General features: G+C 71.2%; 12 protein-coding genes. 8 read left to right on the plus strand and 4 right to left on the minus strand.

The genetic code is table 11. The annotated features are described in order from the left end of the window. The first annotated feature begins 131 nt into the window (after window positions 1–131). The 3 genes from OG627_RS04535 (at window position 132) to OG627_RS04545 (ending at window position 3,795) form a co-directional block, all read left to right on the plus strand. Window positions 132–1,775, plus strand: coding sequence for an ABC-F family ATP-binding cassette domain-containing protein (locus OG627_RS04535; RefSeq protein ID WP_329061645.1), 1,644 nt, complete (start codon window positions 132–134; stop codon window positions 1,773–1,775). A 151-nt stretch (window positions 1,776–1,926) separates the two neighbouring features. After that, window positions 1,927–2,706, plus strand: a complete 780-nt coding sequence (ddaH, locus tag OG627_RS04540) for a dimethylargininase (RefSeq protein ID WP_329061648.1) — start codon at window positions 1,927–1,929, stop codon at window positions 2,704–2,706. 114 nt (window positions 2,707–2,820) lie between these two features. Continuing rightward, the gene (locus OG627_RS04545; RefSeq protein WP_329061650.1) at window positions 2,821–3,795 is read left to right on the plus strand and encodes an acyl-ACP desaturase; all 975 of its coding nucleotides are present in this window, start codon (window positions 2,821–2,823) and stop codon (window positions 3,793–3,795) included. Window positions 3,796–3,901: 106 nt separating this feature from the next. On the opposite strand, the gene OG627_RS04550 is transcribed toward OG627_RS04545, so the two are convergent. The 3 genes from OG627_RS04550 to OG627_RS04560 all read right to left on the minus strand — a co-directional run bounded on the left by OG627_RS04550 (window position 3,902) and on the right by OG627_RS04560 (window position 6,227). Next, complete coding sequence (locus tag OG627_RS04550; protein ID WP_329061652.1) at window positions 3,902–4,204, minus strand: WhiB family transcriptional regulator; 303 nt, start codon at window positions 4,202–4,204, stop codon at window positions 3,902–3,904. Between the two features lie 72 nt (window positions 4,205–4,276). Beyond that, the gene (locus OG627_RS04555) at window positions 4,277–5,074 is read right to left on the minus strand and encodes a VOC family protein (RefSeq protein WP_329061654.1); all 798 of its coding nucleotides are present in this window, start codon (window positions 5,072–5,074) and stop codon (window positions 4,277–4,279) included. 142 nt (window positions 5,075–5,216) lie between these two features. Further along, a complete protein-coding gene (locus OG627_RS04560; RefSeq protein WP_329072355.1) occupies window positions 5,217–6,227 on the minus strand; it encodes a multicopper oxidase domain-containing protein in 1,011 nt (336 codons plus the stop codon). A gap of 270 nt (window positions 6,228–6,497) precedes the next feature. On the opposite strand from OG627_RS04560, the gene OG627_RS04565 reads away from it, so the two are divergent. Beyond that, window positions 6,498–8,930 (plus strand): ThuA domain-containing protein, encoded by a 2,433-nt coding sequence (locus OG627_RS04565; RefSeq protein ID WP_329061656.1) that lies wholly within the window; start codon window positions 6,498–6,500, stop codon window positions 8,928–8,930. Window positions 8,931–9,004: 74 nt separating this feature from the next. Next, the gene (locus OG627_RS04570) at window positions 9,005–11,188 is read left to right on the plus strand and encodes an OmpL47-type beta-barrel domain-containing protein (protein ID WP_329072357.1); all 2,184 of its coding nucleotides are present in this window, start codon (window positions 9,005–9,007) and stop codon (window positions 11,186–11,188) included. A gap of 74 nt (window positions 11,189–11,262) precedes the next feature. Here OG627_RS04570 and ligD read toward each other — a convergent pair whose 3' ends face one another. Then, a complete protein-coding gene (ligD, locus tag OG627_RS04575) occupies window positions 11,263–12,282 on the minus strand; it encodes a non-homologous end-joining DNA ligase (RefSeq protein ID WP_329061658.1) in 1,020 nt (339 codons plus the stop codon). Window positions 12,283–12,401: 119 nt separating this feature from the next. Between ligD and OG627_RS04580 the strand changes: the two genes are divergently transcribed. The 3 genes from OG627_RS04580 to OG627_RS04590 all read left to right on the plus strand — a co-directional run bounded on the left by OG627_RS04580 (window position 12,402) and on the right by OG627_RS04590 (window position 15,455). Continuing rightward, window positions 12,402–13,475 carry an ATP-dependent DNA ligase gene (locus OG627_RS04580; protein WP_329061660.1) on the plus strand — a complete coding sequence of 358 codons (1,074 nt, stop codon included), beginning with the start codon at window positions 12,402–12,404 and terminating at the stop codon, window positions 13,473–13,475. Between the two features lie 86 nt (window positions 13,476–13,561). Then, window positions 13,562–14,626, plus strand: coding sequence for an NAD-dependent epimerase/dehydratase family protein (locus tag OG627_RS04585; RefSeq protein WP_329061662.1), 1,065 nt, complete (start codon window positions 13,562–13,564; stop codon window positions 14,624–14,626). Window positions 14,627–14,723: 97 nt separating this feature from the next. Then, window positions 14,724–15,455, plus strand: a complete 732-nt coding sequence (locus OG627_RS04590; RefSeq protein ID WP_329061663.1) for a glycosyltransferase family 2 protein — start codon at window positions 14,724–14,726, stop codon at window positions 15,453–15,455. Window positions 15,456–15,526 lie beyond the last annotated feature (71 nt).

Genomic DNA, 15,526 nt, shown 5'->3' on the forward strand with positions numbered 1-15,526 from the left:
CCTCCCGACCGGGATCTCTCCCGTCCGCCCAGGACTCCCCGGATCGCGGTGTCTCCATCCGTTGCCCCGAACCACCGGGTTCCCGCCGCGCCTTCTCGCCCGGGAGCCCCCGCCGCGACCGGAGACCTGCCATGGCCCCCTCCCCCACCACCCACATCACCTGCACCGCCCTGTCCTTCGCCTGGCCCGACGGGACCGAGGTGTTCGACGGCTTCCAACTGGCCGTCGGCCCCGGCAGAACCGGGCTGATCGGCCTCAACGGATGCGGAAAGTCAACCCTGTTGAGGCTGATCGCCAATGATCTCGCCCCCGCCGAGGGCCGGATCGGCATCACCGGCGAGGTCGGATACCTCCCGCAGACCGTGGTGCTCGACACGGCGCTGCGGGTGGACGACGCCCTCGGCATCGCCGCGACCCGTGCCGCGCTGCACGCCATCGAGGCCGGCGACGCGAGCGAGGAGCACTTCACCGCCGTCGGCGACGACTGGGACGTCGAGGAGCGGGCCGTCGCCACCCTCGACCAGCTCGGTCTGGGCCGTATCGGACTCGACCGGACCATCGGCGAGGTGTCGGGCGGCGAGTGCGTCCTGCTCCGGCTGGCCGCGCTGCTGCTGGCCCGCCCGGACGTGCTCCTGCTGGACGAGCCGACCAACAACCTCGATCTGCACGCGCGGCGGCGGCTCTACGACGCCGTCGACTCCTGGTCGGGGGTGCTGGTCGTGGTCAGCCACGACCGCGAACTGCTGGAGCGCGTCGACCAGATCGCCGAGCTGCGGGACGGCGAGGTGCGGTGGTACGGCGGCAACTACGACGCGTACGAGGAGGCCCTCGCCCAGGAGCAGGAGGCGGCCGAGCGGATGGTCCGCGTCGCCGAGGCGGACGTGCACCGCCAGAAGCGCGAACTCGCCGATGCCCAGATCAAGTTGGCCCGGCGCAAGCGGTACGGCCAGAAGATGTGGGACAACAGGCGCGAGCCGAAGATCATCATGAACGCGCGCAAACGGGCGGCCCAGGAATCCGCCGGCAAGCACCGCGTCATGCACACCGAGAAGCTCAGCCAGGCCAAGGAGCGCCTGGACGAGGCGGTGGAGGCGGTACGGGACGACGACGAGGTCAGGATCGACCTGCCGCACACCACGGTCCATCCGGGGCGCGGCGTGCTGACCCTGCGTGACCTGCGGCTGCGCTACGGAGCCGAGGCGCGCGGCGAGTTCACCGTCCACGGCCCCGAGCGGATCGCCCTGGTGGGGCGCAACGGCGCGGGCAAGACGACGCTCCTGCGCACCGTCGCCGGGGAGCTGGCGCCGGTCTCCGGCGAGGCGCTGGCCCAGGTGCCGCTGCGCTTCCTGCCGCAGCGCCTCGATGTCCTCGACGACGGGCTGAGCGTGGTGGAGAACGTCGCGCGGCTCGCCCCGGAGGCGACGAACAACCTGATCAGGGCACAACTGGCCCGCTTCCTCTTCCGGGGCGCGCGGGCCGATCAGCCGGCCGGCACGCTGTCGGGCGGAGAGCGGTTCCGCGCCTCGCTCGCCGCCCTGCTGCTGGCCGAACCGGCGCCGCGCCTGCTGATGCTGGACGAGCCGACGAACAATCTGGACCTCGCGAGCGTGCGCCGGCTCACGGCCGCGCTGGAGGCGTACCGGGGCGCGCTGATCGTGGCGAGCCACGATGTGCCGTTCCTGGAGTCGATCGGGATCACCCGCTGGCTGCTGCTCGACGGTGAACTGCGCGACACCACCCCCGAGGAGGTGCGTGCGGCGGGCGGCACCGCCTGAGCGCTCCGTACGGCCGGACGGCCCCGGGTCCGGACGGCCCCGGCCACCCCGGGCACGTACGGCCCGGCCACCCCGGTCCGGGCGGCCGGCGCCCCGGGGCGATGATGGGCGGGTACCGACCCACCGCCCTCATCACCCCGGAGGTTCGCCCGTGACCAGCAGGAAAGCCCTGATCCGCCGCCCGAGCCCGCGCCTCGCCGAGGGGCTGGTGACCCATATCGAGCGGTCCGCCGCCGTCGATGCCGGGCTCGCGCTGCGCCAGTGGGAGGAGTACGCCCGCACCCTGCGCGAGCACGGCTGGGAGACCGTCGAGGTGGCGCCGGTGGACGACTGCCCGGACGGGGTGTTCGTCGAGGACACGGTGGTGATGTTCCGGAACGTCGCCCTGATCTCCCGGCCCGGCGCCCTCACGCGCCGTCCGGAGACGGCGGCGGTGGAGGAGGAACTCGGCGCGCTCGGCTGCTCGGTGAACCGGGTGCGGGAGCCGGGCACGCTCGACGGCGGCGATGTGCTCAAGGTCGGCGACACGGTCTACGTGGGCCGGGGCGGCCGGACGAACGCGGCAGGCGTGGCACAGTTGCGCGCGGCCTTCGAACCGCTCGGGGCGCGGGTGGTGGCCGTACCCGTGAGCAAGGTGCTGCATCTGAAGTCGGCGGTGACGGCGCTGCCGGACTCGACGGTCATCGGGTACGGGCCGCTGGTGGACGCCGCGTCCGTCTTCCCGCGCTTCCTGCCCGTACCGGAGGAGTCCGGCGGCCACGTGGTGCTGCTGGGCGGCGGGAAACTGCTCATCGCGGCGAGCGCGCCCCGGACCGCCGCGCTGCTGACGGATCTGGGTTACACCCCGGTGCCGGTCGACATCAGCGAGTTCGAGAAGCTCGAAGGGTGCGTGACCTGCCTCTCGGTACGCTTGCGCGACCTGTACGCATAACGGAGCGTAAGGGCTTCTTCGGCCACGGGGCTTGGCTCCGGCTTATCGCGGCCTTAACCTACGGTGTCGTAACCTACGAACCCGTAGGTACATCTCCGTCCCCCTGGAGCACCCGTGTCGATCACCTCTCCCCACCTCGGCAGTTCGGACGCGTGGACAGACGCCCGACTGCTGTTCGCCCTGGAAGAGGTGGTGGAAAAGGAACTCAACCGCCACCTCAAGGTCGCCAAGGACTGGATGCCGCACGAGTACGTGCCCTGGTCGGACGGCCGTAACTTCCCCGGCTTCTTCGAGGACGGCGAGGCCTGGCAGGCGGACCAGTCCAAGGTCACCGAGGTCGGCAAGATCGCGCTCGTGGTCAACCTGCTCACCGAGGACAACCTCCCCAGCTACCACCACGAGATCGCCAGCCTCTTCGGCCGCAACGGCGCCTGGGGCACCTGGGTGCACCGCTGGACCGCCGAGGAGGGCCGGCACGGCATCGTGATGCGCGACTACCTGCTCGCCTCGCGCGCCGTGGACCCGGACAAGCTGGAGCAGTTCCGGATGGCGCACATGGCGGAGGGGTACGAGTCGGACAACGCGCACTCGATGCTGCACTCCGTCGCGTACGTCGCCTTCCAGGAGCTGGCGACGCGCGTCTCGCACCGCAACACCGGTCACCAGTCGGGCGACCCGGTCTGCGACCGGATGCTGGCGCGGATCTCCACCGACGAGAACCTGCACATGGTCTTCTACCGCAACCTGCTGGCCGCGGCCTTCGAGCTCGCCCCGGACCTGACCATGCAGTCGGTCCGCGATGTCGTCGTCGACTTCCGGATGCCCGGCCACGGCATGCCCGGCTTCGAGCGCGCCGCCGCGCAGATGGCCATCGGCGAGATCTACAACATGCGGATCCACCACGACGACGTGATCCAGCCGGTGCTGCGCTACCTGAAGGTCATGGACATAAGCGGACTCGGCCCGGACGGACTGAAGGCGCAGGAGGAGCTGGGCCTGTACATGAACGGCCTGGACACCGAGGCGAGCAAGTTCGACGAGAAGCTCGCCACCCGCAAGGCGCGGATGGCCGCGCGCGCGGCGGGCTGACACCCGAGGCAGAGGCGCCGCGACGGCCGCCCCGGCGGGCACCCCCGTACCGGACCGCTCCCCAGCGGTACGGGAGCCCGCCGAGGTGGCCGCGTCGCCCCCGGTCTCAGCTCGCGGTGCGGCGGAGGTTCTGCCGCTCCTTCTCCGAGAGGCCGCCCCAGACGCCGAAGCGCTCGTCGTGGGTGAGTGCGTACTGGAGGCAGGCGACCCGGCCCTCGCAGGCGCCGCAGAGGCGCTTCGCCTCGCGGGTGGAGGAGCCGGGGGCGGGGAAGAAGAACTCCGGCCCGGTCTGGGCGCACAACGCGCTCTCCTGCCAGGAGAGTTCGTCCTTCGTACGGGTGGTCCCCGTACGGTCGGCGCCCGCATGGTCGGTCGGGGCGGTGGTGCTGGCGGTGATGTTGATCGGCATGCCGGTCACCCTGCCGGAGCGCGATAAACATGTGATTGACGAGCGGTCAACGGCGGTCTCCCGCCCGGCCGTTCAGGCGTCCCGCCGCGCGCCCTGCATCAGCGCGAACCGCGCACCGTACGGATCGCTCAGCTTCGCGAACCGTCCGACGCCCTCGATGTCCGTCGCCCCGACCCGGACTTCACCGCCCAGCTCGCGCGCCGCCGTAACTGTAGCCTCGCAGTCCGTCACCGCGAAATAGAGCAGCCAGTGCGGCGCGCCGCCGGACTCGGCCGGGTCGGTGCCGAGCGGGACGAATCCGCCGAACATGCCCTCCGGGCCCTGACCGGCCGGGTTGACCATCCGGTACGTACCGCTGCCGTCCGGCATCGGTACGCTCAGCGCCTGCCAGCCGAAGACCGCGCTGTAGAAGGCGTACGCGACGTCCTCGTCCGAGGCGTACAGCTCCGCCCAGCAGAAACCGCCGGGGCTGTTGACGACGTCCAGGCCGGCGTTCGTGCCCGGCTGCCAGAGCGAGAAGCCCGCGCCGCCCGGATCGGCGCAGACCGCCATCCTGCCGAGGTCGGTGACGTCCCTCGGCCCGGCCGCCACCGAGCCGCCGCGCCGCCGTACGGCCACGACCGTGGCGTCGGCGTCGGGCGTCGCGAAATACAGCGACCAGGACGCCGGCCCCTGTCCCGGCTCCAGGGGCATGGCGCCGGCCGCCGTCCCGCCGTCGAGCCGGAAGAAGCCGTAACCGCCGGTGCCGGGCCCGGCCGGCCCGTGCTCCCAGCCGAACAGGGCCCGGTAGAAGGCGGCGGCCCCCTCCATGTCCGGGGTGCGGAGGTCGACCCAGATGGGGGCGCCGATGGCATAGGGAGTGGTGAGCATGGCGTGCTCCTTCGTAGGATCCCCGCTCCGTCTCCCAGTCTCCTCCCTGTTCCCGGCGACCGCACACGCCCCGCCTCCGGTGTCCGCGACAGCAGCCCGGATCCGATGGCTCCGTGCGCCTGACAAGCCGCCCGCGCGTCGCCTAATGCCCCGCGTGCGCGTCGTCGCCCGCCGATGCGGCGGAGTGGTGCGGGTGGTCCGGGTCGTACCCCGGGACCGTGCCGTCCGGTTTCGCGATCAGCAGCAGACCGGCCATGCCCATGTCCGAGTGGCTCTGGACATGGCAGTGGTACATCCAGGCGCCCGCGCCACCGCGCTCGCCCGCGATGATCTGGAAGCCGAAGGAGTCGGCCGGTCCCGTGATCTTGTTGTCGATCACCCGGCTCGGGTCGTCGGGGCCGGTCAGCAGGCCCGTTCTGTTGTCGGCCCAGCGATGACCGTGGATATGGAACGTGTGGTAGAACTCGCCGTGCGTGATCATGACGATCTCGATGCGATCACCCACGGTGGCCTCGAAGTTGGGGCTCTCCGCTGCGGGCTTGTTGTTGATCGTCATGTCGTTGAAGACGATGGTGAACTGCTTGTCCGGCAGGATGTCGCCCTTCCTGCGCACGACGACCGGCCCGTAGAGGCCCTTGCGGATCCCGCCCGTGCCGTGGTCGGTGCCCACGACATGGTCGTGGTAGTGCCAGTACCCGGCGCTGCCCGGCTGCCAGGTGCCGTCCGCGCGCGGGCCCGGGGCGTGGGTGCGCCAGGTGTAGGTGCGGGTCTCGCCGGGTTCGACATGGCTCTTGTTCATCCGGGTGCCGTCGTTGGCGATGTCGTAGTCCACGCCGTGGACGTGCAGGCTGACCGGGACGTCCGTCGTGTTCTCGAACTCGATGTGGACGGTGTCGCCCTCGTTCAGCTCGATCAGCGGGCCGGGGACGGACGCCTTGCCCCGCTCGAAGCCGTAGCCCATCTGGCCGTTGGGCAGGGTCTCGGCGAACATCGTGAGCCGGCGCACCTGACCGCCCGCCGGGGCCGTTCTGGGCGGGGTGTCCGCCGCGCTCGCGGCCGGGGCCGAGGCCGAGGCGACGGACAGCGAGGTGATCCCGGTCGCGGCGACCGCTCCTCCTGCCAACAGCCGCCGGTTGAAGCTCCGTCTGTCCATGGCCATGCCGAACTCCCCAGTGCCGTACGGAAATCTGCGGGGCACATGAGACCCCGGGGACGGCCACACGGTAGACCAGGGAACTTGGTTTATCCACACTCAGGACAAAGTTGGGGTGATTGCGGTCGTACCTATTGGCGAGTCGGCGAAAGAGGTCTAGCTTCAGGCGCTGTTGCTATGACCAACTGTTGCTGTGACCAAAGAGGGGTGGGTGAACAGATGCAGCGCGCACCACGTCACCGGTCGAGATCGCCTCGATCCAGACGTGCCATGGCCGCGGGTCTGGTGGCCGGCACGATGGCGGCTTCTCTGCTCGGCGGCACCACCGCCACGGCCAAGCCGTATCCGGAACCGGCGTCGACAACGTTGTCCCTCCCGTCGCCGCCGGGCGGCGAGGACGTCAAGGTGCTGGTCTTCCACGCCTCGGCCACCGAGGAGTCGCCGGTCGTCAACGCCGGTATCGAGGCCATCGAGTCGATCGGCCTGACCGGGCCGGCCGCGGGACGGTTCAAGACCGAGGCCACGGCGAACGGTTCGGTCTTCACCAACGCCGACAAGCTCGGCACGTACAACGCGATCGTCTTCCTCACCGGCGGCGGCGATGTGCTCGACCCCGAGCAGGAAGCGGGCCTGGAGTCCTACGTCAAGGCGGGCGGCGGTTTCCTCGGCATCCACGAGGCCGCCCGTACGGAGCCGTACTCCGACTGGTTCACCGGGCTGATCGGCGCCAGGCCGACCGGCGCCCCGAGCAGTGTCCAGCGCGCCACCGTGGAGGTCGGCGACCGGATCCATCCGGCGACCAAGAGCCTCCCGCTGGAGTGGAAGCGGCCCGACAAGTGGTTCAACTGGTCGAGCAATCCCACCGGCAAGGTGCACACCGTCGCCCGGGTCAGGGAGAACACGTACAAGCCCGTCACCGGCGCCAACGGGGCCGATCACCCGATCTCCTGGTGCCGTGACTACGACGGCGGCCGGTCCTTCTACACCGGGATGGGCGGCACCGCCGACTCGTACGCGGAGACCGACTTCCGCGACCATCTGCGCGGCGCCCTCCAGTGGACCACCCGGATCTCCGCCGCCGACTGCAAGGCGACCATCGACGCCAACTACAAGGCGGAGCGCGTCACCCAGCCGAACCAGCCGGGCGAGCAGGACCAGATCGGCGAGCCGCACGGCCTGGTCGCCGCGCCCGACGGCCGGGTGCTGTACATCGGCCGCGGCGGTGGCGACAACAGCGACCCGGTGATCACCGACTGGAACGACCCCGACGTCGGCAAGGGCACCGGGCAGATCCATGTCTACGACCCGCTCACCAAGAAGGCGACGCTCGCCGGCGAGCTGAGCATCTTCGGCAACAAGGGCGGCGGCGACGAGCTGGTCAAGGTGGAGGAGGGGCTGCTCGGCATCGAGCTGGACCCCGCCTTCCAGTCCAACGGCTGGATCTATCTCCACTACACCCCGCACTCCGGGCTCGACCGTGACAAGCGGATCGCCGAACGGCGCGTCTCCCGCTTCACGTTGAACCGGACGACGTACAAGCTCGACCTCGCCTCCGAGAAGGTCCTGCTCAAGTGGCCGGTGCAGGTCCACAGCTGCTGCCACGCGGGCGGCGGGATGGCCTTCGACTCGAACGGCAACCTGTACATCGCGACGGGCGACAACAACTCGTCCCAGTTCAGTGACGGTTACTCGGGCAACAACCCGCAACCGGCCTACAAGGGCGTCTCGTTCGCGGACGCGCGCCGGACCGCGGGCAACACCAACAACCTCAACGGGAAGATCCTGCGCATCCACCCGGAGCCCGACGGGACGGCCACCCTTCCCGAGGGGAACCTCTTCACGGGCAAGGAGCAGGCCGAGGGCGGCGGCAAGACCCGCGGCGAGATCTATGTGATGGGGGTGCGCAACCCGTCCCGTATCTCGATCGACAAGAAGACCGACACGCTCTACGCGGGCTGGGTCGGCCCCGACGCGGGCGCGCCGTCCACCACCTGGGGCCCCGCCAAGTACGAGTCGTTCTCGGCGATCACCAAGCCGGGCAACTACGGCTGGCCGTACTGCATGGGCAACAACCAGCCCTACCGGGACCGCAATCTGCCCGACCCGACCAAGCCGCTGGGCTGGTACGACTGCAACGCCCCGAAGAACGAGTCCCCCAACAACAACGGTCTGGTGAACCTGCCGCCCGTCACGCCCACCAACATCTGGTACTCGCCGCAGGGCGGCGGCCCGGACTTCCCGCGCGACGCCAACGGCATCCCCAGCTACGAGGCGAGCCAGGGCACGTTCCTGCTGCCGTGGCTCAAGGGCGGCGGCCAGGCGGCCATGGACGGCCCGGTCTACCGGTACGACGAGCGGAGCACCAGCGCGGAGAAGTGGCCCGCGTACTGGGACGGCAAGTGGTTCGTCGGTGACTTCTACGACGCGGACAACCCGCGCCACGCGGTGCTGACCGACCCGAAGACCATGGCCAAGGGCGGCCTGCCGACCTCCGCCGAGTCGCTGAAGAAGATCATTCCGGTCGGTCAGGGCGGTATCCGCAATCTGATGGACTGGAAGTTCGCCCCAGACGGCTCGCTCTACGTCCTCGACTACGGACGCGGCTTCTTCACCTCCGACTCCCAGTCCGCGCTGTGGCGCGTGTCGTACAAGGGCGGCGCACCGACCCCGGCCGCCAAGGACCTGGTCAGGAAGGCGGAATAGTGAGACAGCGCTTGAAAAATCGGCCCGCGCACCGGGCCCTGCGGCTGTGGACGGCGCTGCTGGGCGCGCTGGTGATGGTGCTCGGGCTCACCTCGACGGCCGCGTACGGCCGCGCCGGCGACGATGCCGGCGGGCAGCCCGCGGGCGGGAACGAGAAGGTGGCCGCGGCCCAGGTCCTCACCTGGACCGCCGGTGACCCCATCGATCACTACCTCACCGCTCCCACCACGGCCGAGGCCGGTCCCGCGACGCTCGTCTTCGAGAACAGCGAGGCCACCGGCAACACCCTCGGCATGCCGCACACGCTCACCTTCGACACCTCGGACCCCGCGTACAACAGCGATGTCCAGGTGAACATCCTGGCCAACCCCGGCGACAGCAACGGCGGCAAGTACAGCGTCGAGGTCAATCTGACCCCCGGCACCTACCGCTACCACTGCGTCATCCCGGGCCACGGCCAGATGTCCGGAACCCTCACCGTCACCGAGGCGGGCGGCGGCGAGGACACCACGGCGCCGGTGACCTCGGCCGAGGTCACCGGGCAGAAGAACGCCGACGGCGCGTACGTCGGCTCCGCGACGGTGGCCGTGTCCGCGACCGACGACGGCTCGGGCGTGGCGACGACCGAGTACGCGGTCGGGGCGGACGGCGAGTGGCAGCCGTACACCACCCCGGTGGTGATCGACCAGGTGGGCGAGCACACGGTCCGTTACCGGGCGACCGACAAGGCCGGCAACGTGGCGGAGGAGAAGTCGGTGACCTTCACCGTCGTCGCCCCGTCGAACGACGACACCACGCCGCCGGAGACCTCGGCGACGGTCAGCGGCGAGCAGGACGACGCGGGGAACTACCTGTCGATGGCCACGGTCACCGTCACCGCCTCGGACACCGGCTCGGGCGTCAACACCATCGAGTACGCGCTCGGCACCGACGGCGCGTGGCAGCCGTACACCGCTCCGGTGATGGTGCACGACCTCGGCGCGCACACCGTCCGCTACCGCGCGACGGACAAGGCGGGCAACATGGCGGCGGCCAAGACCGTCACCTTCACCGTCGTGGCACCGCCGGTGAAGGACACCACGCCGCCGGTGACGGGGGTGACGGTCACGGGTGACAAGAACTCCAACGGCGCGTTCATCACCAGCGCCAAGGTGACCATCACCGCGACCGACTCCGAGTCGGGCGTGGACAAGATCGAGTACTCGCTGGACAGCGGGCCGTACCTCGCCTACACCGCGCCGGTGATCGTCGACCGGGTCGGCTACCACGCGCTCTCGTACCGGGCCACGGACAAGGCCGGCAACACCGCGCAGGCGAAGCAGGTGTCGTTCACCGTCGCCCAGAGCGGCGGCGTACCCTCGCCCAACTGCCCGGAGTTCGACGAGCGGTTGACGGTGTTCGTCGGCACGGTCGACACGGGCGTGCCGAACCGGCTCACCCGTAACCGGTGCACCATCAACGAGTTGATCGAGGACGAGAAGGAGTGGACCTCCCAGGCCCTCTTCCTGAAGCACGTCAACTCCGTGCTCGACAAGCTCCTCTTCGACAACGTCATCGACGAGCGCGAGTTCGAGAAGATCACGAAGGCCGCCACGGACTCGAAGATCGGCACACCGGGTCAGACCGAGGGCTACCGCGATCTCTTCGACGGCACGGCGGCGTCCCTCGCCAAGTGGGAGCAGGTCGGCGGCGGCGCGTTCGGGCTCTCCGACGACGGCGCCATCACCAGCAGCACCACGGTCGACGGCATGGGCATGCTGTGGTTCCCGCAGCGCAAGTACGGTGACTTCTCGCTGAAGCTCCAGTTCCGCGACGACGCCCCGGGCAACGGCAACGCCAACGGCGGTGTCTTCGTCCGCTTCCCGTACGTCCACGACCACCCCGAGGAGTCCCGGCCCGAGTGGGTCGCCATCAACTACGGCCACGAGATCCAGATCCTCGACAAGCCGGACGGCGACCTCTACAAGACCGGCTCGGTCTACGGCTTCGACCGCGTGGGTCTGGGCGGCGCGGGAGTCACCGAGAAGGGCACCTGGAACGACTACGAGATCCGCGTGGTCGGCCAGCACTACGAGATCCTGCGCAACGGTGTCCTGATCAACGAGTTCGACAACTTCGGCGGCCAGGAGTTCTACCCGGCGCGCGCGGGTGACCCGGGCACGGACGGCAGGCGCTACGCCACCGGCTATGTCGGGCTCCAGGTGCACGGCGTGACGGACGTCATCTCGTACCGCAACGTCCGGATCAAGGAGCTGTAGCCGAAACGCTGTGAACAGCGCCGTGTGTGCGCTGGTGTGCCCCTTCTCCCGGCGGGGGAAGGGGCACACGCGGTTCACGGCTCCTCGCGCCGTGCCCGGCTCGGCTGGACCCGCTTCGGCTCGCCCGGCATCTTCGGATAGTCCGGCGGGTACGGCATGTCGCCGAGGCCGTGGTCCCGTTCGTACCGGTCGGCCAGCTCCAGCAGCCCTTCCAGGCTGTGCGCCCGCTCCCCCATGTCCGCGTGCACGTCGCCGAGTTCGGCGTAGCGCACGGGCATGGTCGCCAGGTCGAAGTCGGCCGGCCGCACGTCGTCCAGCTCCGCCCAGCGCAGTGGCGCGGAGACCGGGGCGTGCGGGCGGGGGCGTACGGAGTAGGCGCTGGCGATGGTGCGGTCGCGGGCGGTCTGGTTGTAGTCGACGAAGATCCGCTCGCCGCGCTCCTCCTTCCACCACGCGGTGGTCACCCGGCCCGGCATCCGCCGTTCCAGCTCATGGCCGATGGTGATGGCGCAGCGGCGCACCTCGGTGAAGGTCCAGCGGGGTTCGATGGGGACGAAGACGTGCAGCCCCCGGCCGCCGGAGGTCTTGGGCCAGCCGCGCAGGCCCTGTTCGTCGAGGAAGGCGTGCAGTTCGTGGGCGGCCCGGACCGCGTCGGCGAAGTCGGTGCCCGGCTGCGGGTCGAGGTCGATGCGCAGCTCGTCGGGGTGGTCGGTGCGGCCCCGGCGGACCGGCCAGGGGTGGAAGGTGAGACAGCCGAGGTTCGCCGCCCAGAGCACGGCGGCCACCTCGGTGGGGCAGATCTCGTCGGCGGACCGGCCGCTGGGGAAGTCGATGCGGGCCGTGGGGATCCAGTCGGGCAGGTTCTTGGGGGCCCGTTTCTGGAAGAAGGACTCGCCGTCGACGCCCTCGGGGAAGCGTTCGAGGGTGGTCGGCCGGTCACCCAGGGCGCGGACGACGCCCGGCCCGACGGCCAGGTAGTAGCGGGCGACGTCCAGCTTGGTGAAGCCGCGCTCGGGAAAGTAGACCTTCTCGGGGCTGGACAGCCGTACGGTCCGGCCGCCCGCCTCCAGCTCCACCGCCTGACCCGATCCCATGTGCGCCACGGTAGGCCGGTCGGGCGCGGAGCGCATATCGGGGGAACGCGTATCGCTGGAATGCACGCCGACCGCGCGCATATCGGGCGGCGCGGGGCGTTCGCCAGCACAATCGACGCATGGATCTTCCGGTCATGCCTCCCGTGAAACCCATGCTCGCCAAGTCCGTGTCCCGTATCCCGCCGGGGATGCAGTACGAGGCCAAGTGGGACGGCTTCCGGGCGATCGTCCACCGCGACGGGGACGAGGTGGTGATCGGCAGCAGGACCGGGAAGTCGCTCGCCCGCTACTTTCCCGAGCTGGTCACGGCGCTGCTCGCGGAGCTGCCCGAGCGGTGCGTGGTGGACGGCGAGATCGTGATCGTGCACGGGGACCGGCTGGACTTCGAGCTGCTCAGCGAGCGTATCCATCCGGCGAAGTCCCGGGTGGACGCGCTCGCCGGGCGCACACCGGCGAGCTTCGTCGCCTTCGATCTGCTCGCCCTGGGGGACGTCTCACTGCTTCCCGTCCCTCAGGAGCGGCGCAGGGAGGCGCTGGAGGCGGTGTTCGCGGGCGTGCGCGCGCCGGTCCATCTGGCGCCCGCCACCACCGACGCGGAGCTGGCCCACGAGTGGTTCGAGCGGTACGAGGGCGCCGGGCTCGACGGGGTGGTCGCCAAGCCGCTCGATCTGCCGTACCGGCCGGACACCCGGTCGATGTACAAGATCAAGCACGAGCGGACCGCGGATGTGGTGGTGGCCGGCTACCGGGTCCACAAGAGCGGGCCCGTCGTGGGGTCGCTGCTGCTCGGTCTGTACGACTCCGGGGGCGTGCTCCAGCATGTCGGGGTGTGCGCGGCGTTCTCGATGCGGCGCCGGGCGGAGCTGGCCGAGGAGCTGGCGCCGCTGCGCATGGAGACGGCGCGGGGCCATCCCTGGGCGGCCTGGGCGGAGGAGTCGGCGCACGAGAGCGCCCGGCTGCCGGGCGGGCCGAGTCGCTGGTCGGGCACGAAGGACCTGTCGTGGCTGGCGCTGCGGCCCGAGCGGGTGTGCGAGGTGGCGTACGACCATATGGAGGGCGACCGGTTCCGGCACACCACGCAGTTCCGCCGCTGGCGCCCGGACCGTACGCCGGCGAGCTGCACGTACGCGCAGCTGGAGGAACCGGTCCGCTACGACCTGGCGGAGGTGCTGGCGCCACCGGGGCACCATTGACCCGGCGGGAGGAGGCGGGCCCACGGAGCGGTGACGCACCGGCGCGTGACCCGCGGCCCGGGCCCCGGCGCGCTTAACGTCGCCCCATGCGTGTACTCGTCACCGGAGGCGCGGGCTTCATCGGCTCGCACATCGTCGCGGCTCTCACCGCGCTCGGCCATCAGCCCGTGGTCCTGGACGCCCTGCTCCCCTCGGCCCATCCCGTACCGCCGTCCCGGCCGCCCGGGGCCGAGTGGATCCACGCGGACGTACGGGACGAGGCGGCCGTGGCGGGCGCCCTGCGCGGGGTGGACGCGGTCTGTCATCAGGCGGCGATGGTGGGGCTCGGCAAGGACTTCGCCGACGCGCCCGCCTACGTGGGCTGCAACGACCTGGGCACGGCCACGCTGCTCGCGGGCATGACGGCGGCGGGCGTACGGGATCTGGTGCTGGCCGGGTCGATGGTCGTGTACGGCGAGGGCCGTTACGACTGCCCGCTGCACGGGCGGGTCGCGCCGGGGCCACGGACGGCGGCCGATCTGGCGGCCGGCCGGTTCGAGCCCGGCTGTCCGCGCTGCGGCGCGGAGCTGGCGCCGGGGCTGATCGGCGAGGAGGCGGCCACCGATCCGCGCAATGTGTACGCGGCGACCAAGCTGGCCCAGGAGCATCTGGCGGCGGCCTGGGCGCGGGCCACCGGCGGCCGGGCCCTCTCGCTGCGCTACCACAACGTGTACGGGCCGGGAATGCCGCGCGACACGCCGTACGCGGGAGTCGCGTCGTTCTTCCGCTCCTCGCTGGCGCGCGGGGAGGCGCCCCGGGTCTACGAGGACGGCGGCCAGCGCAGGGACTTCGTCCACGTACGGGATGTGGCGGCGGCCAACGCGCTGGCGCTGACCGCCGTACGGGAGCGGGAGGCGGGCGCGCTGACCGCGTTCAACACCGGCAGCGGTGACCCGCGCACGGTGGGCGAGATGGCGGCGGCGCTGGCGGCGGCGCACGGCGGCCCCGACCCCGTGGTCACCGGCGAGTACCGGCTCGGCGACGTCCGGCACATCACGGCGTCGTCGCGGCGGCTGCGGACGGAGCTGGGCTGGCGGCCCGCCGTCGCGTTCGAGGCGGGCATGACGGAGTTCGCGCGGGCGGGACAGCGACCGGTGGCCGCCGGTTCCTGAGCCGCGGGGGGCGCCGGTCGCTCGCCTCTGTCTCTGTCTTTGGCTCTGCCTCTGTCTTTGTCGTTTTGTCGGCTTCGGAATTCGGACGGTGCTGGACATGACCCATTCGACCCCCACCACGGTGGACGTCGTGCTTCCCTGCCTCGACGAGGCCCTCGCCCTGCCCTGGGTGCTGGAGCGCATCCCGGCCGGCTGGCGCGCGATCGTCGTGGACAACGGCTCCTCCGACGGATCGCCGGAGATCGCGGCCGGGCTCGGCGCGACGGTGGTGCGTGAGCCCCGGCGCGGCTTCGGGGCGGCCTGCCACGCCGGACTGCTCGCCGCCGAGGCCGAGTTCGTCTGCTTCTGCGACTGCGACGCGTCCCTGGACCCCGGGCTGCTGCCCGCCTTCGTCGCGGACGTGGCGGCGGGCCGGGCCGATCTCGTCCTGGGCCGGCGCAGGCCGCAGACCCGGGGCGCCTGGCCGCCGCACGCGCGGGCCGGGAATCTGGCGCTGTCCCGGATGACGTACCGCAGGACCGGGGTACGGCTGCGCGATCTGGGCCCCTTGCGGGCGGCGCGCCGGGAGGCGCTGCTCGGTCTGGGGCTGACCGACCGGCGCAGCGGCTATCCGCTCCAGATGGTCGTACGGGCCGCCGACGCGGGCTGGCGCGTCACGGAACGGGACGTGCCGTATCTGCCGCGCGCGGGCAAGTCCAAGGTGACCGGCACCTGGCGGGGCACCTGGCAGGCGGTGCGCGACATGCGCGGCGTGCTGGCCGAGGCGCCGGTGCCCACTTGTGCCGCGCAGGTCGGCGCGGGGCGGGCGGGCACGGCCGTGGAGCCGTAGAGCCGTCGAGCCGTAGAACAGCCGAGCCGTACGCCGGGACCCGGCCGCGCCTCGGCTCCGTAAACCCGGTT

Source organism: Streptomyces sp. NBC_01429 (assembly GCF_036231945.1).
Classification (GTDB): Bacteria; Actinomycetota; Actinomycetes; order Streptomycetales; family Streptomycetaceae; genus Streptomyces.

What these genes read in the sequence shown, in the direction of transcription:
- OG627_RS04555 (WP_329061654.1), bottom strand. Translation starts at nt 5,074, where the DNA reads ATGCTCACCACTCCCTATGCCATCGGCGCCCCCATCTGGGTCGACCTC.
- OG627_RS04590 (WP_329061663.1), top strand. Translation starts at nt 14,724, where the DNA reads ATGACCCATTCGACCCCCACCACGGTGGACGTCGTGCTTCCCTGCCTC.
- OG627_RS04580 (WP_329061660.1), top strand. Translation starts at nt 12,402, where the DNA reads ATGGATCTTCCGGTCATGCCTCCCGTGAAACCCATGCTCGCCAAGTCC.
- OG627_RS04550 (WP_329061652.1), bottom strand. Translation starts at nt 4,204, where the DNA reads ATGCCGATCAACATCACCGCCAGCACCACCGCCCCGACCGACCATGCG.
- ligD (WP_329061658.1), bottom strand. Translation starts at nt 12,282, where the DNA reads ATGGGATCGGGTCAGGCGGTGGAGCTGGAGGCGGGCGGCCGGACCGTA.
- OG627_RS04560 (WP_329072355.1), bottom strand. Translation starts at nt 6,227, where the DNA reads ATGGACAGACGGAGCTTCAACCGGCGGCTGTTGGCAGGAGGAGCGGTC.
- OG627_RS04570 (WP_329072357.1), top strand. Translation starts at nt 9,005, where the DNA reads ATGGTGCTCGGGCTCACCTCGACGGCCGCGTACGGCCGCGCCGGCGAC.
- OG627_RS04585 (WP_329061662.1), top strand. Translation starts at nt 13,562, where the DNA reads ATGCGTGTACTCGTCACCGGAGGCGCGGGCTTCATCGGCTCGCACATC.
- OG627_RS04535 (WP_329061645.1), top strand. Translation starts at nt 132, where the DNA reads ATGGCCCCCTCCCCCACCACCCACATCACCTGCACCGCCCTGTCCTTC.
- OG627_RS04565 (WP_329061656.1), top strand. Translation starts at nt 6,498, where the DNA reads ATGGCCGCGGGTCTGGTGGCCGGCACGATGGCGGCTTCTCTGCTCGGC.